The sequence below is a fragment of the Variovorax sp. KBW07 genome (assembly GCF_003852515.1).
Classification (GTDB): domain Bacteria; phylum Pseudomonadota; class Gammaproteobacteria; order Burkholderiales; family Burkholderiaceae_C; genus Variovorax.
This window is the reverse complement of the sequence record NZ_QAJK01000052.1, coordinates 67,024-92,038: the sequence shown is the minus strand read 5'-3', so window position 1 is coordinate 92,038 and position 25,015 is coordinate 67,024. Positions and strand designations below refer to the sequence as shown.

Sequence of the window (25,015 nt, the reverse complement as noted above, 5' to 3'; positions counted from 1 at the left end):
CTGAATTCGTGAGGCTGGCGCTAGGCATCCGGTACAACGGCCAGGCGTACGAGGGCTGGCAAAGCCAGCGCTCGGGCCGCACGGTGCAGGACAAGCTCGAAGCCGCCCTCGCGAAATTCACCGCACAGCCCACCGGCACGATCGGCACGCTGTGCGCCGGCCGCACCGACGCCGGCGTCCATGCGCTGATGCAGGTGGTGCACTTCGACACCACCATCGAGCGCGAACCCTTCTCCTGGATGCGCGGCACCAATCGCTTCCTGCCCGACGACATCGCGGTGCAGTGGGCCCTGCCGGTGCCTGACGAGTTCCACTGCCGCGCCAGCGCCCTGGCCCGGCGTTACCTCTACGTGCTTTCGCAGTCGCCGGTACGGCCCAGCCTCGACACCGGGCGCGTCGGCTGGTCGATGCATCCGCTCGACGGCGACGCGATGCGCAAGGCCGCGGCCCTGCTCATCGGCACGCACGACTTCAGTTCGTTCCGCGCCTCGGCCTGCCAGGCCAAGTCGCCCGTGAAGAACCTGCGCCGCATCGAGATCACCCGTGTCGGCGAAGGCGAGCGCTGCCGCTGGCACTTCGAGTTCGAAGCCGACGCCTTCCTGCATCACATGATCCGCAACCTCATGGGTTGCCTTGTGCGCATCGGCCGCGGCGACGAGCGCCCGGCGTGGATTTCCGAGGTGCTGGAAGCCCGCAGCCGCAAGGTGGCGGCCCCAACTTTCTCGGCAGACGGCCTGTACTTTCTCGGCCCGTTGTACGACGCCAAGTGGGGTCTGCCGGCCGAGTCCACGCTGCAGGCCGGCGGGGCTCCTTATGATGGCCCGCCATGACAGCTGCAGCAGCCACCGCACCCCGCACCCGCATCAAGATCTGTGGCCTGACGCGTGAGGCCGACGTGGACGCGGCCGTCGAAGCCGGCGCCGACGCCATCGGCTTCGTGCTCTACGCGCAAAGCCCTCGCGCGGTAACGGCCGAGCGCGCCGCCGAACTGGCCTCGCGCCTGCCCCCGTTCATCACGCCCGTGCTGCTGTTCGTGAACGAGGATGCTCCCAAAGTCATAGCGTCGCTCGCACGCGTGAAGGGCGCCATCGCCCAGTTCCACGGCGAGGAAACGCCCGAACAGTGCGAGGAAGCCACCGGCCCGGGGCGCTTTCGCTACATGCGCGCCGCGCGTATTCCGCTGGGGGCTGCCGGCGCCGGCTTCGACCTCGTAAAATACGCGTCCGATTACTCCCACGCCCAGGCCATCCTGCTCGACGCGCATGTCGAAGGTTATGGCGGTGGCGGCAAGGCTTTCGATTGGTCACTTCTTCCACCCGCCGTCGACGCTCACCTCGTCTTGAGTGGTGGGCTCACACCTGCAAACGTGAGCGATGGCATTCGCATCCTGCGGACGCGCTGCAAGACGCTGTCCGTTGATGTGAGCTCGGGCGTCGAAATCGACGGCCCGGGGAACAAGGGCCTGAAGGACGCCGGAAAAATCCGGCAATTCGTCGCCGCCGCAAGAGCCGCCGACACGTCCTTCTCCAGTTAGCCGCCGCACCCGATCGTCATTCGGGCCGCGGCCCAACGATCGAGAACCATGCAAAGCAATTTCCAGGACTATCAGCAACCCGACGCCACCGGCCACTTCGGCAACTACGGCGGCACCTTCGCGAGCGAAACGCTCACCCACGCGATCAACGAGCTGCGCGACGCATACGCCAAGTTCAAGAACGATCCGGCCTTCCTCGCCGAATTCAACTACGAGCTGAAGCACTTCGTCGGCCGCCCCTCGCCGATCTACCACGCCGCGCGCACCAGCCGCGAAATGGGCGGCGCGCAGATCTACCTGAAGCGCGAAGACCTGAACCACACCGGCGCCCACAAGATCAACAACGTGATCGGCCAGGCGATGCTCGCTCGCCGCATGGGCAAGCCCCGCATCATTGCCGAGACCGGCGCCGGCCAGCACGGCGTGGCCACCGCCACCATCTGCGCACGCTACGGCCTCGAATGCGTGGTCTACATGGGCAGCCAGGACGTGAAGCGCCAGAGCCCGAACGTCTACCGCATGAACCTGCTGGGCGCCACCGTGGTGCCGGTCGAGTCGGGCAGCAAGACGCTGAAAGACGCGCTCAACGAGGCCATGCGCGACTGGGTCACGAACGTCGAGAACACCTTCTACATCATCGGCACCGTGGCCGGCCCGCACCCCTACCCGACCATGGTGCGCGACTTCCAGAGCGTGATCGGCACCGAGTGCATCGACCAGATGCCGGCCATGCTCGCGGCCGACGGCATCACCGGCGAAGCCGAGGGCAAGCAGCCCGACGTGGTGGTCGCCTGCGTGGGCGGCGGCAGCAATGCGATCGGCATCTTCCACCCCTACATTCCGTTCGCCAACACGCGTCTCATCGGCGTGGAGGCAGCGGGCGAAGGCCTGGACAGCGGCAAGCACGCGGCCTCGATCCTGCGCGGCAGCCCGGGCGTGCTGCACGGCAACCGCACCTACCTGCTGCAGAACGAAGACGGCCAGATCACCGAAACGCACAGCATCAGCGCCGGCCTCGACTACCCGGGCGTCGGCCCCGAGCACGCCTACCTGGCGGACATCGGCCGCGCCGAATACGTGAGCATTACCGACATGGAAGCGCTCGAAGCCTTCCACTACCTGTGCCGGACGGAGGGCATCATTCCAGCGCTCGAATCCAGCCACGCCGTGGCCTACGCCATGAAACTCGCAAAGACCATGCGCCCCGACCAATCGATCCTGGTGAATCTCTCCGGCCGAGGCGACAAGGACATCGGCACCGTGGCCGACCTGTCGGGCGTCGATTTCTACGACCGCCCCTCGATGCGCGGCCTGAGCGTGAAGGGAGGCAAGTGATGAGCCGCATTGCCGCCACCTTCAGCACGCTCCAGTCGCAGGGCCGCAAGGCGCTGATTCCCTACGTTACCGCCGGCTTCCCCTTCGCCGACATCACGCCGGAGCTGATGCACGGCATGGTCGAGGCAGGCGCCGACGTGATCGAGCTGGGCGTGCCGTTCTCCGACCCCATGGCCGACGGCCCCGTGATCCAGAAGGCCGGCGAAGCCGCGCTGGCGCTGGGTATCGGCATGAAGCAGGTGCTCGCCATCGTGGCGGCGTTCCGCCAGAAGGACGCGACCACGCCCGTGGTGCTGATGGGCTATGCCAACCCGGTCGAGCGCTACGACCTCGTGCATGGCAAGAAGGCCTTCATCCGCGATGCGGCGGCCGCCGGCGTCGACGGCATCCTGGTGGTCGACTACCCGCCCGAGGAGTGCGAAGACTTTGCCGCGGACCTGAAGGCCGCCGGCATCGACCTGATCTTCCTGCTGGCCCCCACCAGCACCAACGAGCGCATGGCCCAGGTCGCGCGCGTGGCCACCGGCTACGTGTACTACGTCTCGCTGAAGGGCGTGACGGGCGCCGGCCACCTCGACACCGAGGCGGTGGGCCAGATGATCCCGCGCATCCGCCAGCACGTGAGCATCCCGGTCGGCGTGGGCTTCGGCATCCGCGACGCGCGCACGGCGCAGGCGGTCGGTTCGGCCGCCGATGCGGTCGTCATCGGCACGAAGATCATCCAGCTCATCGAAGACCAGCCACGCGACAAGGTGGTGCCGGCGGTGCGCGAATTCCTCGCCGGAATCCGCGAAGCGCTGGACGCCCTGCCGGCGGCTACCCCCAAGAATGCGGCTGGCCGATAATCTGGCTTGCCCTCACCCCAGCCCCTGTCCCGCCCGCGGGACAGGGGAGCTAATTCCGGAGTCCTATGAGCTGGCTTGAAAAACTGCTACCCGCCAAGATCGCACAAACCGACCCTGCCGAGCGCCGCCAGGTGCCCGAGGGCCTGTGGATCAAATGCCCTGCCTGCGAGACGGTGCTCTACAAGACCGACCTCGAGCACAACCAGAACGTCTGCCCCAGCTGCAGCCACCACCACCGCATCGGCGCCCGCGCGCGGCTCGACGCCTTCCTCGATGCCGAGGGACGCTACGAAGTCGGCCAGGAAGTGCTGCCGGTCGACGCCCTGAAATTCAAGGACAGCCGCAAGTACCCCGAGCGGCTGAAAGAAGCGCTCGAAAACACCGGCGAGACCGACGCACTGGTCGTGCTGGGCGGCTCTGTCCACAGCATCAGTGTGGTCGTGGCCTGCTTCGAGTTCGAATTCATGGGCGGCAGCATGGGCAGCGTGGTCGGCGAGCGCTTCGTGCGCGGCGTCGAGACAGCCATCGAGCAGAAGGTGCCCTTCATCTGCTTCACCGCCACCGGCGGCGCGCGCATGCAGGAAGGCCTGCTCTCGCTGATGCAAATGGCCAAGACCAACGCCGCGCTCACGCGCCTCGCGAAGAAGGGCCTGCCCTACATCAGCGTGCTGACCGACCCGACCATGGGCGGCGTGAGCGCCGGCTTCGCTTTCGTGGGCGATGTGGTCATTGCCGAACCCAAGGCGCTGATCGGCTTTGCCGGCCCGCGCGTGATCGAGTCGACCGTGCGCGTGACGCTGCCCGAAGGCTTCCAGCGTGCCGAGTTCCTGCAGACCAAGGGCGCCATCGACTTCATCAGCGACCGCCGCGAACTGCGCAAGACCATCGCCAGCACGCTCGCGATGCTGCTGCGCCAGCCGGCCGACGCGGTCAGCTGAACAAGACCAGCCAAACAAGGCAAAGGGCCCGGGTGCGATGCACCCGGGCCCTTTTTGTTTGCGTGGGCTGACTCAGAAAGTCAGTTGATAGGCAAACACCAGCAGGTTGCCCAGCACGATCGCAATCACCTGCAGCACCACGATGGCTGCCAGCGGCGACAGGTCGACGCCACCGATCAACGGAATGAAGCGGCGAAACGGCCGCACCAGCGGTTCGGCCAGGCGCGAGATCAGGTCGAGCAGTATCGGCGATGCGCCCGGCACCCACGACAGCACCGCATAGACCACCAGCAGCGCCGTCAGGCCCGACACCGCGAGCTGGAGCAGGCCCACCAGCGACACCAGTGGCAAGGTCGCGATGCGCCCCAGGTTGCCGATCAGCAGCCACAGCAGCAGGAACTTGGCGAGCACCAGCAGCCACGCCGCGATCAGGCTCGCCAGGTCCCAGCGCTTGACCGACGGCACGATGCGCCGCAGCGGCAAGACGATCCAGTCGGTGATCGCGAACACGAAGCGGCCGAGCGGATTGCCGAAGGGCACGCGGTGGTATTGCATGTACAGCCGCAGCAGGCAGGCGCCGCCGAGCAGGCCGACGATCACGTCGAGTAGGAACGAGGGTATCTGGTACAACATGTCGGATTGGAGAGAGGCGCGCGAGCGCGATGGCTCCAATTCTGGACCACAAGCCTGCGCACCGCCCACACTGCCCTTCGGAACTCCATGCCTTTGCTCAGCGTCGTGCTTCCCACGTTCAACAGTGGCGACTTCGTTGTCGAAACGCTCCACTCGCTGCTGGCGCAAAGCTTCACCGATTTCGAGTTGCTGATCATGGACGACGCGAGCTCGGACGGCACCTGGGAGCGCCTGGCCGCCTTCGATGATCCGCGCATCCGGCGGCACCGCAACGCGTTCAATGTCGGCCTGCCGACCAACATGAACATCGCCATGGCCATGGCGAAGGGCAAGTACCTGGCGCGCGTGGACCACGACGACTGCGCCCTGCCGACGCGCTTCGAGAAGCAGGTCGACTTTTTGGAGAAGAACCCGTCGGTCACGGTCGTCGGCAGCCAGCTCGAGCACTTTCACGACCAGGCGGGCATCACCGGCCTGCCGCCCGACGACGCGATGATCAAGGCGCGCATGGTGGAAGGCGCCAACTACCTTGCGAACCAGAGCACGCTGGGGCGGCTGGACTTCTACCGGGCCCACGCGCTGCAGTTCGACCCCAATCTCTACGTCGTCGACGACCTGGGCTTCTGGATGGACTGCATGCTGCACGGCGCATCGTTCGCGAACCTGCCCGAGCCCCTGACGCGCTACCGCATCCACGAAAACATGACCTCGCGCACGCTGCGGCTGGACCGGCTCTACGCCTCGAAAGACCGCATCTACCGGCGCTTCCTGCCGCTGCTGTTTCCACGCCTGCGAGGCCACGAATGCGAGCACCTGCTGACGCTGTACCGGCGCCCGCAAGACATGCCCCAGACGCTGGCCCACATGGTCGGCCTTCACCACGCGGCCCGCAGCGCGCTGTCGGAAATCGACACTCGCTGGGGGCAAAGCGCCAGCGGCTGCCAGCAGTCGATCCTGAATCTTCTCAACGGCGCGCGACAGGGCTTTGAAGCGCTCGGCATACTGCGTCCGGAACACGCAACGGTTCTTGACCTGATCTTTCAATCCCGCTGACTTCGGCGCCCTGGCCCCGCCCCTTCTTCACGTGCTCATTCCTCTTTTTCCGCTCGGCACCGTCCTGTTTCCCGATGGCCTGCTGCCATTGCGCATCTTCGAGGTCCGCTACCTCGACATGATCGGCAAGTGCCGCAAGGCCGACGCGCCTTTCGGCGTGGTCAGCCTCACCAGCGGCAGCGAGGTGCGCAAGGCCGGCGCCGATGCCGAGAGCTTTGCCGGCATCGGCACGCTGGCCGCGATCCGCGAATTCGATTCGCCGCAAAGCGGCCTGCTGCAGATCGAGTGCCTCGGCACGCAGCGCTTTCGCATCCGCCGCACCGAGCTGCAGAAGCACGGCCTGTGGATCGGCGATGTGGAGCTTGTCCCGGACGACGTCGCGCTCGAGATCCCAGACGATCTGCAGCACACGGCGACGGCACTGCGGCGCCTGGTCGGCACGCTCGAAGAGCGGCGCGGCGCGCAAGGCGAGTCGGTTCGGCTGCCCATCGGCGCGCCCTACCGCTTCAACGACTGCGGCTGGGTGGCCAACCGCTGGTGCGAGCTGGTGCCGATGCAACTCGAGCTGCGGCAACGGCTGATGGAGCTCGACAGCCCGCTGATGCGGCTCGAGCTGGTCAGCGATCTGCTCGCACGCACGGGCATCACTGAATAGGTCGCTACGCTTTTCATAGCGCATTGCGCAGGATTGACGGGCACTAGGGGCCGGTCTTATTCAAAGGGCCATGGGCTAAAATGCCAGCCCCGCGCACGCTCCCGGTTGCGCGCCACCCGCCTCCCATGTCCGATCAAAAGTCCCCACCGCCTCCTCCGCCTCCCGTCGACGAAAACCAGCTCATCGCAGAACGCCGCGAGAAGCTCAAGCTGCTGCGCACGGCGCAGGCCGAGGGCAAAGGCGTGGCATTCCCGAACGACTTCAAGCCGGGCCACCGCGCCGCGGCGCTCGTCGAAGCGCACAACGCCACCGAAGCCGAGGCGCTCGAAGCTCAGGCCGTTTCCGTCAGCGTGGCGGGCCGCATGATGCTCAAGCGCGTGATGGGCAAGGCCAGCTTCGCGACCCTGCAGGACGCTACCAGCCGCATCCAGCTCTACGTGACGCGCGACGCCATCGGCGAAGAGGCGTATGCCGACTTCAAGCGCTGGGACCTGGGCGATATCGTGGGCGCCGAAGGCACGCTGATGAAGACCAAGACCGGCGAGCTGTCGGTCAAGGTGACCCAGCTGCGCCTGCTCACCAAGAGCCTGCGCCCGCTGCCCGACAAGTTCCACGGCATGGCCGACCAGGAGCAGAAGTACCGCCAGCGCTATGTCGACCTGATCACCGACGAATCGGCCCGCGTGCGCTTCACCGCGCGCAGCAAGGCCGTGAGCGCGCTGCGCGAGTTCATGGTGGCCAACGACTTCCTCGAAGTCGAAACGCCCATGCTGCACCCCATTCCGGGCGGCGCCAACGCCAAGCCGTTCAAGACGCACCACAACGCGCTCGACCAGGAAATGTTCCTGCGCATCGCGCCCGAGCTGTACCTCAAGCGCCTGATCGTCGGCGGCTTCGAGCGCGTGTTCGAAATCAACCGGAGCTACCGCAACGAGGGCATCTCGGTGCGGCACAACCCCGAGTTCACGATGATGGAGTTCTACGCGGCCTATTGGAACTACCGCGACCTGATGGACTTCACCGAGACGCTGATCCGCACCATCGCCGACAAGGCCGTGGGCACGCAGCAGCTCACCTACGGCGGCAAGGCCGTCGACCTGACGCAGCCCTTCGAGCGCCTGACGATCCGCGAAGCGATCCTCAAGTACACCGAGGCGGCCGATGTGGCCCAGGGCGTGGACGACACCGCATGGCTCATCAACGGCCTGCGCAAGCTCGGCCTGAGCGAAGAAAAGGACAAGCTCTCGCAGCGCAGCCTGGCCAGCCTGCAGGTGATGTACTTCGAAGAGACGGTCGAAGAGAAGCTCTGGCAGCCGACCTTCATCATGGAGCACCCGACCGAGATCTCTCCGTTGGCACGTGCCAACGACGAGCGCCCCGAGGTCACCGAGCGCTTCGAGCTCTACATCACCGGCCGCGAATTCGGCAACGGCTTCAGCGAGCTGAACGACGCCGAAGACCAGGCCGCACGCTTCAACGCGCAGGTGGCCGCCAAGGACAGCGGCGACGACGAAGCCATGTTCTACGACCACGACTTCGTGCGTGCGCTCGAATACGGCATGCCGCCCACCGGCGGCTGCGGCATCGGCATCGACCGGTTGATGATGCTGCTGACCGATTCGCCGAGCATTCGCGACGTGATCCTGTTCCCGGCGCTGCGCACGGAGTCTTGAGCGTGTTGTCACCGTCGTCGCTGCCGACGATCGGCATCGACTTCGGCACCTCCAATTCCGCCGTGGCCTGCCGGGTCGACGGCGTGGCCCGCCTGCTGCCCATCGAAGGCGCCGCCACCACGCTGCCCACTGCAATCTTCTTCAACTCCGAAGACCGCACGACGCATTTCGGCCGCGAGGCCGTCGCCCAGTACCTGTCGGGCACCGAAGGCCGGCTGATGCGCTCGCTCAAGAGCCTGCTGGGCAGTGCGCTGATGCAGGAAAAGACCGCCATCTACGACGGCCTCGTGAGCTTCGAGGACATCATCGCGCGCTTCCTGCGCGAGCTGGCCGTGCGCGCCGGCCGCGAGCTGGGCCAGTCGCCTGAACGCGTCGTCATCGGGCGCCCCGTGCACTTCGTGGACGACGACCCGAAACGCGACGAGCGCGCCGAAGACAGCCTGCGCCACGCCGCGCGCGCCGCGGGCTTTCGCGACATCGCATTCCAGCTGGAGCCGATTGCCGCGGCCTTCGACTACGAGCAGCGCATCACCAAGGAATCGATCGTGCTCATCGTCGACATCGGCGGCGGCACTTCCGACTTCACCGTGGTGCGTGTCGGGCCCGATCGCGCCACGCGCGACGACCGCAGCGACGACGTGCTGGCCACCAGCGGCGTGCACATCGGCGGTACCGATTTCGACCAGCGCCTGAACCTGGAGCGCGTGATGCCGCAGTTCGGCTTTCGCCACACCGGCGCGCAGGGGCGCGAGGTGCCGAGCAAGGTGTTCTTCGAGCTCTCGTCCTGGCATTTGATCAACTGGCTGTATGCCGCCAAGGCCGTGCGCCAGGCCAAGGAGCTGCGCACCAGCTACAGCGACACGCGGCTGCACGACCGGCTGATGGCCGTGCTCGAGGAGCGCCATGGCCACCGCATTGCCAGCGCGGTGGAAGCGGCCAAGATCGATGCCTCGGTGACCGACGCGGAAACCACCATCGACCTGTCCTGTGCCGAAGCGGGGCTGGTCGCCACCCTGTCGCCGGCCGACATGGCGCAGCAACTGGCAACGCCGCTGGAGAACGTGATCGCTTGCGCGCATGCCTGCGTCAAGCGCGCCGGCCTTCGCAGCAACGACCTCGACGCCATCTACCTCACGGGTGGCTCGTCGGCGCTGCGGCCTTTCCAGCACGCGCTTCGCAAGAGCTTCGCGGGCGTGAACCTGGTCGAAGGCGACCTGTTCGGCGGCGTGGCGACCGGCCTGGCCTGCGCGACATGATGAAGTACCTGGCGGGCTATCCGGCATCGCTGCTGGACCAGGTCCGCCAGCTGATGGCCGAGGACAAGCTGGGCGCGCTGCTGGTCGGCCGCTATCCCGAGGGGTCGCACGGTATCCAGACCGACCGTGCGCTCTACGACTACGTGAGCGGCCTCAAGAGCGACTTCATGCGCAAGGCCGATCCGCTGTCCAAGGTGATGTACGACAGCAAGCTGCACGTGATCCGCAATGCGCTGGGCACGCACACCACGGTCTCGCGGGTGCAGGGCGGCAAGCTCAAGGCCAAGCGCGAGATCCGCGTGGCCAGCCTGTTCAAGGAAGTGCCGCTGGACTGGCTTCGGATGATTGTTGTGCACGAGTTGGCACACATGAAGGAGCGGGAGCACGACAAGGCCTTTTACGCCCTGTGCACGCACATGGAGCCCGGCTATCATCGATTCGAGTTCGACCTGCGCCTGTACCTGGAGCACCTGAATGCAGGCGGCAAGCGCCTCTGGTCGGGGACAGCGGCACCCGCAACGCCCAGCCCCGACTGACCGACACCGTTCACCTTCAAGCGGCCACCCCAAGTCACCAGTCCCATTGCTGAAGTGCACATGACGACGCTGCCCCGGCTCAACTTCACGTCGCTGTCCTCGCACGAGACCTGCGGCGACATCGTCGAAGCCTTCAGGCTGGCGGCCGAAAGCCTGGGTTACCCGACGCGCTTTACCCCCTGCTACATCGAGCCGGGCGAAATCAACATCCTGTTCTTCTTCTGGGATGTGCCGTGGGAGCACATCGAGCAGCACCACCCCGATTGCATCGTCGTCAATTTCGAGCCGATGGTGCACGGCACCCATGCCTGGAACGATCGCTACCTCGATGTGCTGAAGCGCTGTTATCTCTGGGAGTACAGCAAATCGAATTTCCAGCGGCACCGCGAACTGGGCTACCGCAACGCGGACTACGTGGCGCTTGGCTGGGAGCCCGGCGCGGCGGAGATCTTGCCGCTGGCCGACATCCTGCCCGACGCACAGCAGGACATCGACGTCGTCTTCTTCGGCTCGCTGACGCGCCGGCGCATCGACATTCTTGAAGGCCTCATGGCGCGCGGACTGCGCGTGGAGGTCAATCGCGGGCGCGCCTGGTCGCTGGAAGAGCGCAACGGCTTCATGCGCCGCGCCAAGATCGTGCTCAACCTGCACAACTGGGAAGAGTCGCGCATCGTCGAAGTGCCACGCCTGTCGATATTGCTGCGCCATCGCAAGGCGGTGGTCTGCGAGCTCTACCCCGACAGCGAAATCGAGGCCTCGGTGCGCGACGCGGTGGTCGGCGCGCCTTACGAAAAGCTCATCGAGACCATCGAACAGCTGCTCGCCGACGCGCCCCGTCGCGCGGCGCTCGAGCGCGATGGCCTGGAGCTGTTCAGCCGCGCGTTCGCGCCTCCGCTGATCGGCCCCGCCATCGAACGCTTTCTGAGCTGGCGCGCACAGCAAGCCGACCGGTTCGTGACGACGGCGATCCTGCCCCGCGTGACGGTCTGCCTCATGGCGGGGGACTCGCCAGATGCGCTGTCGCAAACCCTTCAGGCATGGGCGGCGCAAGGCGACGCCGCGCTCCAGGTGGTGCTCGTCGCGCCGGCAGGGCTTGCGGGCATCGACACGCTGCTCGCCCAGGCGGGCATCGCGAATGCCCAACTGATTTCATTGCCCGTCGCGTGCGATCGCGCGACGGCGCGCAACCTTGCGTTGGCGCAGGCGCAGGGCGACTTCATCGTCTTCTCCGATGCCGGCGACATCCCTGCTCCCGAGCGGCTGCAGCGGCAGGCCGCACTGATGGCCGCCTGCCCCGACATCGACGTCGTGGGGTGCTGGTGCGAAACGCACGAAGGGCCGTTCGAGTTTGCCGAGCGGCACCAGGACATCCTCGTGGAGTACCTGGGCCCTCGCCCGCTGCTGCTGTCGGCCTGCATGGTGCGGCGCAGTTTCCTTGAGCGCAGCGGCGTGCGCCACGATCCGGAGCTCACGTCGCATGACGACCTGCACATGCTGTGCAAGAGCGCGGCCGCTGGCGCGCGCTTCGCGGTGATTCCGCAACTGCTGCATCGGCCGTTCGCGCCGCCCGCGCCCGCCGACGCGGCCCGTGCCGCCGTGCTGGCATCGCGCGCGCGCACACTGGTGCTGGCCTACCTGCTGCCGAAAGCCAGCAGCGAAGACGTTCACGAAATCGCGAAGCTCTATGCCTTGCATTGGCCATCGGAACTCGGCTTCGCGCAGGCCCTTCTGCAGACACTGGCACGCGCATGCTTCGAGCCCGCCGCGGCACCGGCGCTGCAGCGGGTCGAACACGAGACGCTGACACGCGCACTTCGGCACGAGGCACTGCGCCTGCTGCGGATCTATTTCAATGCGGGACTGGCCGACAAGGCGTGGCTGGAAGAGCAGTTCGCGTCTCCCGAGGTGGCGCGGTTCCTGGCCCCCGCGGCCAACCAGTTGCCGGTGCGGGTCTTCAGGCGCGAACCGGCGCCTGCCGCTGCCGTGCACGGCGAACCGCCGCCAGCGGCCGAAGCCAGCTAGCGCAGCCGCTGGGAGGCCGCGTCCATCGAGGCCATGTAGGCCGAGCGGTACGGCTCGTCGAGGTTGATGAAGTGCACCAGCAGCGTCTCGTCCGAGGCCAGGCACGGCGGCGTGTTGATGCTGAGGTTGTCGACGATGACACGGTCGTCCACCAGCCCCTCTTCCGACAACACCTGGTTGGTGTAGTACTGGTCGCCCTGGCTGCTGTAGACCGCCGATTTGTCGTCGACCTCGCCGATGCGCTGCCAGATGCGCGCGAGCAGCTCTGCATTGCGCGCCGTATTCCGAAAACCCATCACGCCCGAATTGAAGGACCAGCCGCCCACGTCCTTTGCCAGCAGCAGGTCGCGCCCTTCGAGCAGTTCATCGATGCGGCGGGCCTGGTTGAGAAAAAGGGTGTCGGCATCGACCCAGATCACCCACTGGTGATGGGCGATGTGCTGCTGCAGCAGCCAGCTGCGAACCCACGATCCACCGATGCCCGGGCCGACCGCGTCGGGCACGGCGCGGTACACGTGATAGGCGTAGCCGTGCCGGTCGCAGTAGCGCTTCACGTTGTGCTCGGAGACCCGCGCGTAGCTGGCGACATGGTGGGTGTACAGCGTGACGAAGGCAATCTGAGCGCCGGCGTTGTAGCTCGACATGGCGTCGTCCGACAGCGCGGGGAACGCCGCGGGCTGCAGCACGGGATGCCCATGCACGAGCGCATTGGTGACCTGCGCCGCCAGCAGGTCTTGAAGGTTGGGGTCGTGCAGCACCTCGTCGCGCCACCGCCCCTCGGGCATGGCAACCGGCAAGGGCGCCAGGTTGACGACGAAGATGCGCGCCTGGAACCACTGCGGAATGCGCCAGGAAACGTTGACGTAGATGTCGCCGACCATGGCGTTGCATTCGAGCAGGCCGAGCGGGCCCAGCCGCGCGGCTTCGTCGATCGACGGGTTCACCAGGGCCACGGCATTGCCTGCGTCGCCCATCAGCTGGTGCAGCGCCGCGCGGTTGGCGGCGGTGTTGCGCAGCACCGCCATGTTGGTCATCGCGGGGCCTCTGCGGTCGCCGGTGGGCGGCCCTTCCACGACCAGTGCATCGCGGTCCTGCATCAGGGTGTCGATGGCCACGGGGTGGAACACCACCGAGTCGCCATCGAGGAACAGGAGCCAGTCGTTCTCGGGCAGCGTGCGCAGATGGCGCAGCATCTGGCTGTAGCGCGCGCTGGCGAGCAACGCCGGGTGGCGCAGGCGGTCCGCCTCGACCCATTGGTGCGGGTAGCCGAACAGCCGGCAATAGTGCGCATGGTTGCGCAACACGGCCTCGTCCTTGTGTGCAAAGAAGCTGAGGCACAAAGGCATGGACTACTCCACCAGGCCGCTTCGCGACAGGAGGCGCCTGGCGCCCTGGTAGGGCGTTGAATCAGCGAGCGACGACCACGGCACCGCTGCCGAACGGGGCAGCAGCGCGCGCCGGCGCGCCTCGCTGGCGGCATCGCCCGCCCAGCGCCCGGCATCGCGGGCCGCGCCGAAATCTTTCAGCAAGGCGTCGAGCGGAGCACCGTCGCCGATGCTCTGGTTGCACAGCAACGCCAGGTCGCAACCCGCCTCGATGGCCGCCAGGGCGGCATCGGCGTAGCTGAGCAACTGGCCGTCGATATAGCGCCCGGCCTCCATGCTGAGGTCGTCGCTGAAGATCACGCCGTCGAAACCGAGCCGCTGCCGCAGGATGTCTTGCAGCCACTTGGTGGAGAACCCGGCTGGCCGCTTGTCGACCTTCGGGTAGATCACGTGCGCCGGCATCACCGCGGTGAGCGTGCCCGCCAGCCAGTCGTAGGGCCGCGCATCGTCGGCCAGGATGGCTTTCAGGCCGCGCTTGTCGACGGGGATTTCGACGTGCGAATCGGCGGTCACGAAGCCGTGCCCCGGGAAATGCTTGCCGCAGTTGCGCATGTCTGCCTGCAGCATGCCGTGCATGACGCTCTTGGCCAGCAGCGCGACCATGCGCGGGTCGCGATGAAAGCTGCGCGTGCCGATGACGCTGCTGCCGCCGTAGTCCAGGTCGAGCACCGGCGCAAAGCTGAAGTCGACGCCGCACGCGCGCAGTTCGGCGGCCAGCACCAGGCCGGTCGCCGTGGCAGCCTTGGTGGCCTGCATGGCGTCGCGCATCCACAGCTCGCCCAGGGCGCGCATCGACGGCAGCCGCGTGAAGCCATCGGTGCGAAAGCGCTGCACGCGCCCGCCTTCGTGGTCCACGCAGATCAGCAGGTCGGGCCGGATCGCCTTGATCTCGGCATTGAGCGCGGTCATCTGCGTGCGGTCTTGCCAGTTGCGCGCGAAATGGATCACGCCGCCGACCAGCGGATCGGCCAGCCGCCGGCGGTCGGCCGCGTTCAGTTCGGTGCCGGCCACGTCGACGATCAACGGCGAATGGACGGGGGGAATCGGGTTCGTCATGCGTCGCTGCTGCTGATGCTGATGCTGGTGCTGTTGTCGCTGCTCTTGTGCTCGACCACGACGAAGCTCGCCGCGTATTCGGTTTCGTCGGTCACGGTGACATGGGCCGTGAGCCCCTTGGCCTCGAACCATTCCTTGAGTTCGCCATGCAGCACGATCACCGGCTTGCCGCTGCGAAGGTTCGCGATCTCGCACGACCGCCAGGTCATGGGCATGCGCATGCCCATGCCAATGGCCTTGCTGAAGGCCTCTTTGGCGGAGAAACGGGTGGCAAGGTAGCTGAGGCCGCGCTTGGGCCAGCGTGCGCTGCGGGCCTTCCAGACCGCGAATTCGGCGTCGCACAGCACCTTGCGGGCAAAACGTTCGCCCTGGCGCTCGAAGGTCGCGGCGATGCGACGCAGGTCGCAGATGTCGGTGCCAATGCCGTAGATCATGCGGCGCCGGCGTTCACTGCGCCTCGCTGATGCAGCGCAGGTACTCCCGCGTGGTGGCCGTGTAGCCGAACTCGAGTGCGTCGGCCACGAAGGCGTGGCCGATCGAGACTTCATGCACGCCGGGCACCGCGCGCAGGAAGGCAGTGAGGTTGTCGCGGCTCAGGTCGTGGCCGGCGTTGACGCCCAGGCCCGCCGCATGCGCCGCTTGTGCCGAGGCAGTGAAGCGTGCGAGCACGGACGCTTCGTCGGGGGTGCCGCGCGATGCGGCGTAGCTTTCGGTGTAGAGCTCGACACGGTCGGCGCCCACGGCCTTGACCGCCGCCATCATCTCGGGAATCGGGTCCATGAACAGGCTGACGCGCACGCCCAGGGCCTTGGCCTCGGCGATCAGCGGGCGCAGGCGCTCGGCGTCGTCGGGGAAGGTCCAGCCATGGTCGCTGGTCGACTGGGTTTCGCTGTCGGGCACGAAGGTGGCCTGGTGCGGCTTGAGCGCGCGCACGAAGTCCATCAGGTTCTGGAACGGGTTGCCTTCGATGTTGAATTCGATCGCCGGCCAGTCTTTTGCCAGCAGCGCCGACAGGTCGCTGACGTCGTGCGCGCGGATGTGGCGGGCGTCGGGCCGCGGATGCACGGTAATGCCCTGCGCGCCGGCCGCCAGGCAGGCCTGCGCAGCCTTCACCACGCTCGGAATGCCCAGGTGGCGGGTGTTGCGGACCAGGGCCACCTTGTTGAGGTTGACCGACAGCGAGGTGGTACCGGCGTTGCCTGAAGTGCTCATAGTGCTTGCAGATCTCTCATCATTTGCCGCGTGCGCAGCGTGGACACGCCGCAATGGTAGTTGAGCAAGGCGCGCAGCTGGTTTCGCAGGGCACTGTTGCTGCCGGTATTCATGGTGGCAATTTCGCGCAGCGTGGCGGTGAAAGGAGCGCGGTCGTCGAGCACGCCTTGCAGGGACTGCCAGTCGGCACCGGCCAGCGCGGCTTCGTCTTTTGCGGCCTGCCGCAACCCGGCTTCCGGCACGAGGCTGTAGCGGCCCCTGGCCGAGAGCGGCTCGAGCGTGAGGGTCTGGACGTCGAGGGCGGGCAGCAGGCCGACCTCGCGCAGCAGCAACAGCTCGAAGGCCCGCAGCGCCGCGGCCTGGGTGGCTGCTTGGGCGCCGGCATGGTCGCCCGCCAGCACCTGCACCACGCCGGCGTAGGCATCGAACAGCGCCTCGTGGGCGTCGTCGCGCGCCAGCAGGCGCAGCAGCAGTTCGTTGACGTAGTAGCCCGACATCAGCGACTCGCCGGTGGGCATGACATGGCCGCCCATCCACTCGGCGCCCTTGAGCGTGCGGATTTCGGCATCGCCGCCGTAGTTGAGCTGCAGGGGCTGCAACGGCAGCAGCACCGGCCGGAAGTTGGAACTCGGCCGCTTCGCCCCCTTGGCCACGAGCGCGATGCGCCCGTGGTGGCGGGTGAAGACCTCGAGAATCAGGCTCGACTCGCTCCAGTCGTAGCGATGGAGCACGTACGCCGGCTCGTGCGAAACGCGGTGGGCAGCGGCCACTTCATTCGTAGCCGAACGAGCGTACGCGGGCTTCGTCGTCGGCCCAGCCCGAGCGCACCTTGACCCACAGTTCGAGGAACACCTTGGCGTCGGCCAGCTTTTCGAGCTCGACGCGGGTTTCCATACCGATGCGCTTGATGCGCTCGCCCTTGTCGCCGATCACCATGGCCTTGTGGCCGTCGCGCTCGACCACGATGGTGGCGGCAATGCGCAGCAGGCGCTTCTGGCCCTTTTTCTGGGGCGGCTCTTCCTCGAACTTGTCGATGATCACGGTCGAGGTGTAGGGCAGTTCGTCGCCGGTCAGGCGGAACAGCTTCTCGCGCACCAGTTCGCCGGCAAGGAATTTCTCGCTGCGGTCGGTGAGCTCGTCCTCGGCATAGAACCAGGGTTGTTCGGGCAGGTACTTCTCGCAGATACCAAACAGGCGCTCGACGTCTTTCGCGTTCTTGGCCGACATCGGCACGAACTCGGCAAAGCTGTGCTTGCCCTGCATGGTCTGCAGCCAGGGCGCGATGTCGCCACGGCGGTGCACGTTGTCGAGCTTGTTGGCCAGCAGCACGGTCGGGATGCCCTTGCCGAGCAGCTTGAGCACGCGCTCGTCGGCCGGCGTGAAGCTGCCGGCCTCGACCACGAAAAGAATCAGGTCGACGTCGCCGACCGCGCCCTGCACGGTCTTGTTGAGCGACTTGTTCAGCGCGTTGGCATGCAGGGTCTGGAAGCCCGGCGTGTCGACGAACACGAACTGCGTGGCGCCCAGCGTGCGCATGCCGGTGATGCGGTGGCGCGTGGTCTGCGCCTTGCGCGAGGTGATGCTGATCTTCTGGCCGACCAGCGCATTGAGCAGCGTCGACTTGCCCACATTGGGCTTGCCGACGATGGCGATGAGGCCGCAGTGCTGCGGCCCGGTTGCAGCGGCGTCGCCGGCTGTATCGCCCGTCATGTCACCGGTTGTGTCTTCGGGTCCCGCTACGGGATTGATAGCATCGTTCATTGTGTTTTCACGCGGCACCGCGTGCCTTGAGCCGGATCAACATGGCGGCCGCGGCAGCCTGCTCGCCGGCGCGGCGCGAGCCGCCGATGCCGCGTTCGCGAAGGCCCAACTCGGGCACCTCGCACTCGACATCGAATGTCTGCTTGTGCGCTGCGCCCAGCGTCGCTGCCACGCGGTACACCGGCAGCTTCATTTTGTGACCCTGCAGCCATTCCTGCAATTCGGTCTTCGGATCCTTGGCCGCGGCTTCCATGCGCGGGGTGATTTCGACCGACTCGTACAGCCGGTGCACCAGCGCCTGGGCGGCTGCAAAGCCGGCGTCCAGGTAAACCGCGCCGATCAGCGCTTCGAGCGCGTCGGCCAGGATCGACGGCCGGTTGGGGCCGCCCGAACGGGCTTCGCCTTCGCCGAGCCGCAGCAGCGGCGATATCGCCAGCTCGAGCGCCAGCCGGTGCAGGGTGTCCTGCTTGACCAGGTTGGCCCGCACGCGCGACAGGTCGCCCTCGGGCAGCGCCGAAAGCCGGGTGTAGAGCAGGTGCGAGACAGCAAGGTTCAGCACCGAGTCGCCGAGAAACTCGAGGCGCTCGTTGTGGTCGGCCGAGAAGCTGCGGTGCGTGAGCGCGAGCTGGAGCAGCCGGGCGTCGGAGAACGTGTGCTGGAGACGCGCTTGCAGCGCGACGAGGCTGCCGTCCACCTTTTTAAGCGCCGCGTTCAGCGGGACTGGCCCTTGTACTTGAGGGTCAGGTAGGCTGGTCCGAACAGGGGAATCTCGCGTTCGTACGCGTACGAGACCACGACCTTGTCGCCCACCTTCTTGATCTCGAGATCCTTGCCGCTGATCGACTTGAAGTCGTCGATGGCCTGCGAACGATCGAAGATGGCGCGTACTTCGGGCACCGTGGAGCCTTCCTTGGCCTTGTTGACAGCCTTGTCGATGGCCTGCCATTCGATCAGCGTCGGAATGACCTGCGCGACGACCACGCCCAGGCAGCCGAGCACGACCGCGACAAACACCAGGCCGATGAATGAGATACCGCGCTGTTGCGCGGCCCTGCTGCGGATGGACCGGTTTGTTCTCATGCCCTCTTACCCCTCGTACAGTTCTGACTGCTTATTTAAATGTACCGATGCGCCCCGGATCACCGAAGTTCATCCAGACCAGGAACGCCCTGCCCACGATGTTCTGGTCAGGCACGAAGCCCCAGAAACGCGAGTCCGCCGAATTATCGCGGTTGTCGCCCATCATGAAATATTGGCCGGCCGGCACCTTGCAGACCACGCCTTCGACCGAGTAGCGGCAGTTTTCGCGGAACGGGAAATCGCTGGCGCCCGGCACGAAGGACGGCGCGGCATCGTCGTTGAGGATCTTGTGCTGCTTGCCGTTCAGGTCTTCGTCGAACTGCTTGAGCAGGCGCATCGACTCGCCATCGAGGTAGTCGGCGGCCGGCGTCTTGGAAATCGGCTGGCCGTTGATGGTGAGCTTCTTGTTGAGATAGGCCACCTCGTCGCCCGGAATGCCGACCACGCGCTTGATGTAGTCCATGCTCGGCTTGGGCGGGTAACGGAACACCACCACGTCGCCGCGCGCCAGCGGCGTGCCGTCGGTGATCTTCGTGTTGATGACCGGCAGGCGCAGGCCATAGGTGAACTTGTTGACCAGGATCAGGTCGCCGGTCAGCAGCGTGGGCATCATCGAGCCCGACGGAATCTTGAAGGGCTCGTACAGGAACGAGCGCAGCAGGAACACCACCAGGATCACGGGGAACAGGCCGGCCGTCCAGTCGAGCCACCAGGGCTGCATGAGCAGCCGCTCGCTCGCCTTGGCGTCGACGGTGTCGACCTGCGTGATGCCCTGCCCCGCCAGCCGCGCATTGCGCTCGGCCAGCGTGGCCTCGAGCTTTGCGGCCGCCTGCTCGCGCCGCGGCAGGAAGACGAAGCGCTCGGCCAGCCAGTAGCAGCCGGTGATCACCGTGGCCAGGAACAGCAGCAGTGCGAAGTTGCCTTCGATCGCGCCGAAATACCAGGCACCGACATAGCCGGCAAATGCCGCGAGGACCAGGGAGGTGATGAATGCCATTTTTTTGATCAGTCTTCGACTTGCAGAATCGCGAGGAAGGCCTCTTGCGGGACCTCGACAGAGCCGATCTGCTTCATTCTTTTCTTGCCCGCCTTCTGCTTCTCGAGCAGCTTCTTCTTGCGGGAGATGTCGCCGCCATAGCACTTGGCGAGCACGTTCTTGCGAAGCGCCTTGATTGTCTCACGCGCAATGATGGTGACCCCGATGGCGGCCTGGATCGCCACGTCGTACATCTGGCGCGAAATGATCTCGCGCATCTTCGAGACCACCGCCCGGCCGCGGTACTGCGACTGGCTGCGGTGCACGATGATGGACAGCGCATCGACCTTGTCGCCGTTCAACAGGATGTCGACCTTCACCACGTCGGAGGCGCGGTACTCCTTGAACTCGTAGTCCATGGAGGCGTAGCCGCGGCTCACCGACTTCAGCTTGTCGAAGAAGTCGAGCACGATTTCGCCGAGCGGCATCTCGTAGGTCAGCATGACCTGGCGGCCGTGGTAGGCCATGTTCATCTGCACGCCGCGCTTCTGGTTGGCCAGTGTCATGACGGAGCCGACGTATTCCTGCGGCATGTACAGGTGCACGGTGACGATGGGCTCGCGGATCTCGCTCATGCGGCCGACGTCGGGCATCTTGGACGGGTTCTCGACCATGATGACTTCGCCATCGTTCTTGACCACCTGGTAGACCACGCTCGGCGCGGTCGTGATCAGGTCCTGGTCGAACTCGCGCTCCAGCCGCTCCTGCACGATCTCCATGTGCAGCAGGCCCAGGAAGCCGCAACGGAAACCGAAGCCGAGCGCCTGGCTCACTTCGGGCTCGTAGCGCAGCGACGAATCGTTGAGCTTGAGCTTTTCGAGCGCATCGCGCAGCGAGTCGTACTCGCTGGCTTCGGTCGGGTAGAGGCCCGCGAACACCTGCGGCTGGATTTCCTTGAAACCGGGCAGCGCTTCGGTGGCCGTGGCGGCCGCGCCGCCGGTGCCGGGCTTGATCAGCGTGACGGTGTCGCCGACCTTGGCGGCCTGCAGTTCCTTGATGCCCGCGATGATGTAGCCCACCTCGCCCGCTTCGAGCGAAGGGCGTGGTTCGTTGGCGGGCGTGAACACGCCGACGCTGTCGGCGTTGTACATGGCGCCCGACGCCATCATCTTGATGCGCTCGCCCTTCACGAGCCGGCCATCGACCACGCGCACCAGCATGACGACGCCGACGTACGGATCGAACCAGCTGTCGACGATCATGGCGCGCAGCGGGCCGTCGGGGTTGCCGCGCGGCGCCGGCATCTTGTGCACGACGGCTTCGAGGATGTCGTCGATGCCCATGCCGGTCTTGGCCGAACACGGAATCGCATCGGTCGCGTCGATGCCGATCACGTCTTCGATTTCGGTGCGCGCGTTGTCGGGATCCGCATTGGGCAGATCCATCTTGTTGAGCACCGGCACCACTTCGACGCCGAGGTCGAGTGCGGTGTAGCAGTTGGCGACGGTCTGCGCTTCGACGCCTTGCGATGCATCGACGACGAGCAGTGCGCCTTCGCATGCCGACAGCGAGCGGCTCACTTCATAAGAGAAGTCGACGTGGCCCGGCGTGTCGATCAGATTGAGGTTGTAGACCTGTCCATCGCGTGCCTTGTAGTGCAGTGCGGCGGTCTGTGCCTTGATGGTTATCCCACGCTCTTTTTCGATGTCCATCGAGTCGAGCACCTGCGCTTCCATCTCACGCTCGGCGAGGCCGCCGCAACGCTGGATCAAACGGTCTGCGAGCGTCGACTTGCCATGGTCGATGTGCGCAATGATCGAAAAATTTCTGATGTGATTCATCAACGGGAACGCTTAAGTACTTGAATTGGCTCGTGCGCAGAGTGCGACAGGCAAGAAAAAAGGGCGCGTCTTCTGGAGACGCGCCCTGAACCAACAAGCAATGGCAACTGCAGTAGTTGGAACTTCATTGTAGGCAAAAAGGGAAGCACGTACATCCGGGAACAGGGTCCAAAGGGGTCGTTGCAGGTCCACAACATCAAAGATATATACAGGTTATCCACAGGATCGGTGGAGCACTCACTGAACAACTTGTGGGCGATCTGTGGAGCACCGGTGGACTGCTGTCTGACATCTCGCATCGTGAAGGTCATTGCATTCCTTATGCGCTGACCGCCCGCCGAGGGAGCCTTATTCTACCGAAAATCGTCCTTAGCCTTTTATAAAGTTAGTAGGCACCAACAAAAATCGATGCTTTCAAGCCCTCAGATTTTTTTGAGGCACGGCGCCGGAACGTCGTAAACACCTCAAAAAAACGGCCCCAAACCCGACTGCCGGGTGGGGCCACTTGACGCCAGCGTCAGATCAGCGTGCGGGACGGATCAGGGCGTATTGGGCCCAGTCGCCCCGGCGGAACAGCACGCTGAGCGGCTTGCTCTTGTCGGACTTGCCCAGGGCGGACTCGAATTCCCGCGTGTTGGCAACCTCGACATTGCCCACGGCCAGGATGATGTCGCCCTCGCGCAGGCCGGCACGCGCAGCGGCGTCGCTGGCGGTATCGACCTTCACGCCGCCCTTGAGCTTGAGCTCTTTCTTCTGCGCATCGTTGAGATCGCTCACGGCCAAGCCGATCGACTTGGCGGCAGCGGAAGCAGATGGCTTGGGCGTCGGTTCGTCGCGGTCGGCCGCGCGCTTGGCTGGCTTGTCGGGCTCGATCTCGGCAATGGTCACGTTCAGGTCGCGCGAGGCGCCGCGGCGGAACACCGTGAGCGTGCTCTTGGTGCCCGGCTTGGTGTTGCCCACCAGGCGCGGCAGGTCACTCGGCTTCTCGATGGGCTTGCCATCGAACTTGGTGATGACGTCACCCGGCTCGACACCGGCCTTCTCGCCCGGCGATCCGGCCTCGACACCGCGCACCAGCGCGCCCTGCGCCTTGCCCAGGCCGATGGCCTCTGCCACGTCCTTGGTGACCTGGTCGATCTGCACGCCGATGCGGCCGCGCGAAACGCGGCCCGAGGTGCGCAGCTGGTCGCTCACGCGGATCGCCTCATCGATCGGGATCGAGAACGAAATGCCCATGAAGCCGCCCGAGCGCGAGTAGATCTGGCTGTTGATGCCCACCACTTCGCCGCGCATGTTGATCAGTGGGCCGCCCGAGTTGCCGGGGTTGATTGCCACGTCGGTCTGGATGAACGGCAGGTACTCGCCGGTGTCGCGCTGCTTGGCGCTCACGATGCCCGCGGTGACGGTGTTCTCCAGGCCGAAGGGCGAGCCGATGGCCATCACCCACTCGCCCACGCGCAGCCTGGAGATGTCGCCGACCTTCACGGCGGGCAGGCCGGTGGCGTCGATCTTGACGACAGCCACGTCGGTGCGCTTGTCGGCACCGATGATCCGGGCCTTGAACTCGCGCTTGTCGGGCAGCGTGACCAGCACCTCGGAGGCGTCTTCCACCACGTGCGCATTGGTCATGACATAGCCGTCGGCCGTCAGGATGAAGCCGGAACCGACACCGCGCGGGCGCTCTTCTTCCTGCGGCTGCTGCGGCTTGTTGGAACGCGGCCCCTGGCGCGGCGCGCCCGGAAGCGGCTGGCCGAAGAAGCGGCGGAAGAACTCCTGCATCTCTTCGTCCATCTCGCCATTGCCGCCGCGCTGGGCGACCTTCTCGACGGTGCGGATGTTGACCACGGAAGGGCCGACCTGATCGACGAGGTCGGTGAAGTCGGGCAGCGTGCGTGTCTGCGCATGAACCGGCTCGACCGGCAGGAAGGTGGCGCCGGCCGTCAGCGCGAGCGCAGCCGCCAGCAGGCCGGAACGAAGCTTGTGTCCCTCGACTTTGAAGATCATCGGTTTTCTTTCAAAAGAACAGAGCGGCTAAAACAACAACAAATGCTGTGAGTCTGCGAAGCTTGCTTGGTTCAGCGCAATGTGCGCAACAGGCGATTCCGCGCCCCGTCAGCGCGTACGCGCTAGACTCTGGGCGAAAGCGTTGAGCGTTTGCGGCGGGACTTCACCGACCGCGGTCAGCCACCAGTCGCTGGCCGGCTCGGGCAGGCGCCGGCGGATTGCATTGGTCGCACCGATGGTCAGCACGCCGTCGCGCGGCGCGCGCGTTGCGTCGTAGCGCTCGATGAAAAGCGACACCGAGGCCAGGCCGTCGGAGAAGGTCCACTGGACCGTCGCGGCGTCCGGCTTGGCCTGCGACTTGCCGTCGCCGCTGGTCGGACGCTTGAAGAAGCTTCGGGGCTTGAATCCGGCCACGGGCGAACTGAGGGTCCAGCCTTCGTCTTGCGCGGTGGTGCGTTCCAGCTCCAGCTTCTCGATGCGATAGCCCGAGGTGTTGGCCATCATCTGCGCCAGGGCCTGGGCCTTCACCGGCGCGTCGAGCTGCAGCTCGGAGAATGCCGACTGCTCCACTACGCGCGATTCGCTGTCGAGGGTCTGCAGCTTCACCACCAGGCCCGAGCGGCGCTCGCTCCAGATGCGGTAGCCGAAGCGCAGCCCGTCGTGCGGCACCAACTGCACCACGTCTGCATCGAAGCCCGCCACGCGGTCCTTGCCAATGGCGCGCACGTCGTAGAAATCGCCGATCGACGAATCGGGCTTGTCCGGGAGATTGGGGAAAAGATCGAGGTTTTCGCGCTTCTCGACCTTCACGACCTTCGCCTCGGGCAGGAAGGTCATGACATTTCGGTTGCGCCGGAAGGTCGAACGCTGCGGCCCCGACAGGGCTTCGATACGCTCGATCTGGTGGTCGCCGTCGCGCACATGCCAGATGCGTGCACTCGACAGGTCGCCGCCCGGCGCCGACACCACGAAGGTGCCCACATAGTTGCGCTGCCGGGCGCCCGCGTGCATGCGCTGCAGCCATTCGGTGACGCTCATCGCCGGCGGTTCGTCCGTCTGTGCCGTTGCGGCGCTCTTCGCATTCGTCGAGCCCGAGCGGGTCTGTGCGGTGGCAACCTGCGCCAGGCAGAAAGCGGCAAACACGAGCACGCAGGCGCGTGCGGAAATCGGCATCTGAACGGTCATTGCGGGCGGCTGGGGACGACTAGGCACGACACGCG

General features: G+C 65.9%; 24 protein-coding genes. 11 read left to right on the top strand and 13 right to left on the bottom strand.

Annotation, left to right across the window (positions count from 1 at the left end):
- Positions 1-8: 8 nt before the first annotated feature.
- From truA to accD, 5 genes are all read left to right on the top strand, one after another.
- Entirely contained in the window at positions 9-830 is an 822-nt protein-coding gene (gene truA / locus DBV14_RS12320; protein WP_124459471.1) for a tRNA pseudouridine(38-40) synthase TruA, read from the top strand.
- Positions 827-1,534: a phosphoribosylanthranilate isomerase gene (locus DBV14_RS12315; protein WP_124459470.1), complete on the top strand. Its 708-nt coding sequence runs from the start codon at positions 827-829 to the stop codon at positions 1,532-1,534. Before truA ends, DBV14_RS12315 begins: the two co-directional genes overlap by 4 nt.
- A 48-nt stretch (positions 1,535-1,582) precedes the next feature.
- Positions 1,583-2,869 carry a tryptophan synthase subunit beta gene (gene trpB / locus DBV14_RS12310; protein ID WP_124459469.1) on the top strand — a complete coding sequence of 429 codons (1,287 nt, stop codon included), beginning with the start codon at positions 1,583-1,585 and terminating at the stop codon, positions 2,867-2,869.
- On the top strand, positions 2,869-3,714 hold the full coding sequence (trpA, locus tag DBV14_RS12305) for a tryptophan synthase subunit alpha (RefSeq protein ID WP_124459468.1): 846 nt from the start codon (positions 2,869-2,871) through the stop codon (positions 3,712-3,714). Before trpB ends, trpA begins: the two co-directional genes overlap by 1 nt.
- Positions 3,715-3,779: 65 nt before the next feature.
- Positions 3,780-4,652 carry an acetyl-CoA carboxylase, carboxyltransferase subunit beta gene (accD, locus tag DBV14_RS12300; RefSeq protein ID WP_124459467.1) on the top strand — a complete coding sequence of 291 codons (873 nt, stop codon included), beginning with the start codon at positions 3,780-3,782 and terminating at the stop codon, positions 4,650-4,652.
- 72 nt (positions 4,653-4,724) lie between these two features.
- On the opposite strand, the gene DBV14_RS12295 is transcribed toward accD, so the two are convergent.
- A complete protein-coding gene (locus tag DBV14_RS12295; protein WP_124459466.1) occupies positions 4,725-5,285 on the bottom strand; it encodes a YggT family protein in 561 nt (186 codons plus the stop codon).
- Between the two features lie 87 nt (positions 5,286-5,372).
- On the opposite strand from DBV14_RS12295, the gene DBV14_RS12290 reads away from it, so the two are divergent.
- From DBV14_RS12290 to DBV14_RS12265, 6 genes are all read left to right on the top strand, one after another.
- Positions 5,373-6,338, top strand: a complete 966-nt coding sequence (locus tag DBV14_RS12290) for a glycosyltransferase family 2 protein (RefSeq protein ID WP_124459465.1) — start codon at positions 5,373-5,375, stop codon at positions 6,336-6,338.
- Between the two features lie 31 nt (positions 6,339-6,369).
- Positions 6,370-6,993 carry an LON peptidase substrate-binding domain-containing protein gene (locus tag DBV14_RS12285; RefSeq protein ID WP_260397003.1) on the top strand — a complete coding sequence of 208 codons (624 nt, stop codon included), beginning with the start codon at positions 6,370-6,372 and terminating at the stop codon, positions 6,991-6,993.
- Between the two features lie 125 nt (positions 6,994-7,118).
- Positions 7,119-8,666 carry a lysine--tRNA ligase gene (gene lysS / locus DBV14_RS12280; protein ID WP_124459463.1) on the top strand — a complete coding sequence of 516 codons (1,548 nt, stop codon included), beginning with the start codon at positions 7,119-7,121 and terminating at the stop codon, positions 8,664-8,666.
- A 2-nt stretch (positions 8,667-8,668) separates the two neighbouring features.
- Positions 8,669-9,922: an Hsp70 family protein gene (locus DBV14_RS12275; RefSeq protein WP_124459495.1), complete on the top strand. Its 1,254-nt coding sequence runs from the start codon at positions 8,669-8,671 to the stop codon at positions 9,920-9,922.
- Positions 9,922-10,458: a YgjP-like metallopeptidase domain-containing protein gene (locus DBV14_RS12270; protein WP_124459496.1), complete on the top strand. Its 537-nt coding sequence runs from the start codon at positions 9,922-9,924 to the stop codon at positions 10,456-10,458. Before DBV14_RS12275 ends, DBV14_RS12270 begins: the two co-directional genes overlap by 1 nt.
- Positions 10,459-10,518: 60 nt before the next feature.
- Positions 10,519-12,480: a glycosyltransferase gene (locus DBV14_RS12265; protein ID WP_124459462.1), complete on the top strand. Its 1,962-nt coding sequence runs from the start codon at positions 10,519-10,521 to the stop codon at positions 12,478-12,480.
- Here the strand turns inward: DBV14_RS12265 and DBV14_RS12260 are convergent.
- From DBV14_RS12260 to DBV14_RS12205, 12 genes are all read right to left on the bottom strand, one after another.
- Positions 12,477-13,826 carry a galactosyl transferase GMA12/MNN10 family protein gene (locus DBV14_RS12260; protein ID WP_124459461.1) on the bottom strand — a complete coding sequence of 450 codons (1,350 nt, stop codon included), beginning with the start codon at positions 13,824-13,826 and terminating at the stop codon, positions 12,477-12,479. The two genes, DBV14_RS12265 and DBV14_RS12260, sit on opposite strands and share 4 nt — an antisense overlap.
- Positions 13,827-13,829: 3 nt before the next feature.
- A complete protein-coding gene (nagZ, locus tag DBV14_RS12255; protein ID WP_124459460.1) occupies positions 13,830-14,921 on the bottom strand; it encodes a beta-N-acetylhexosaminidase in 1,092 nt (363 codons plus the stop codon).
- Positions 14,918-15,355 carry a holo-ACP synthase gene (acpS, locus tag DBV14_RS12250; RefSeq protein WP_124459459.1) on the bottom strand — a complete coding sequence of 146 codons (438 nt, stop codon included), beginning with the start codon at positions 15,353-15,355 and terminating at the stop codon, positions 14,918-14,920. Before acpS ends, nagZ begins: the two co-directional genes overlap by 4 nt.
- A gap of 13 nt (positions 15,356-15,368) precedes the next feature.
- A complete protein-coding gene (locus tag DBV14_RS12245; protein ID WP_124459458.1) occupies positions 15,369-16,133 on the bottom strand; it encodes a pyridoxine 5'-phosphate synthase in 765 nt (254 codons plus the stop codon).
- A complete protein-coding gene (gene recO / locus DBV14_RS12240) occupies positions 16,130-16,903 on the bottom strand; it encodes a DNA repair protein RecO (protein WP_124459457.1) in 774 nt (257 codons plus the stop codon). Before recO ends, DBV14_RS12245 begins: the two co-directional genes overlap by 4 nt.
- Before the next feature lies 1 nt (position 16,904).
- Positions 16,905-17,843, bottom strand: a complete 939-nt coding sequence (gene era, locus DBV14_RS12235; protein WP_124459456.1) for a GTPase Era — start codon at positions 17,841-17,843, stop codon at positions 16,905-16,907.
- Between the two features lie 58 nt (positions 17,844-17,901).
- Entirely contained in the window at positions 17,902-18,588 is a 687-nt protein-coding gene (rnc, locus tag DBV14_RS12230) for a ribonuclease III (RefSeq protein WP_124459455.1), read from the bottom strand.
- A gap of 17 nt (positions 18,589-18,605) precedes the next feature.
- Entirely contained in the window at positions 18,606-18,974 is a 369-nt protein-coding gene (locus DBV14_RS12225; RefSeq protein WP_124459454.1) for a DUF4845 domain-containing protein, read from the bottom strand.
- A 31-nt stretch (positions 18,975-19,005) separates the two neighbouring features.
- Positions 19,006-19,971, bottom strand: coding sequence for a signal peptidase I (lepB, locus tag DBV14_RS12220; RefSeq protein ID WP_124459453.1), 966 nt, complete (start codon positions 19,969-19,971; stop codon positions 19,006-19,008).
- Positions 19,972-19,979: 8 nt separating this feature from the next.
- Entirely contained in the window at positions 19,980-21,791 is a 1,812-nt protein-coding gene (gene lepA / locus DBV14_RS12215; RefSeq protein ID WP_124459452.1) for a translation elongation factor 4, read from the bottom strand.
- A gap of 522 nt (positions 21,792-22,313) precedes the next feature.
- Positions 22,314-23,795 (bottom strand): DegQ family serine endoprotease, encoded by a 1,482-nt coding sequence (locus DBV14_RS12210; RefSeq protein ID WP_124459451.1) that lies wholly within the window; start codon positions 23,793-23,795, stop codon positions 22,314-22,316.
- A 108-nt stretch (positions 23,796-23,903) separates the two neighbouring features.
- Complete coding sequence (locus DBV14_RS12205) at positions 23,904-24,980, bottom strand: MucB/RseB C-terminal domain-containing protein (protein WP_124459450.1); 1,077 nt, start codon at positions 24,978-24,980, stop codon at positions 23,904-23,906.
- Between the last annotated feature and the right edge of the window lie 35 nt (positions 24,981-25,015).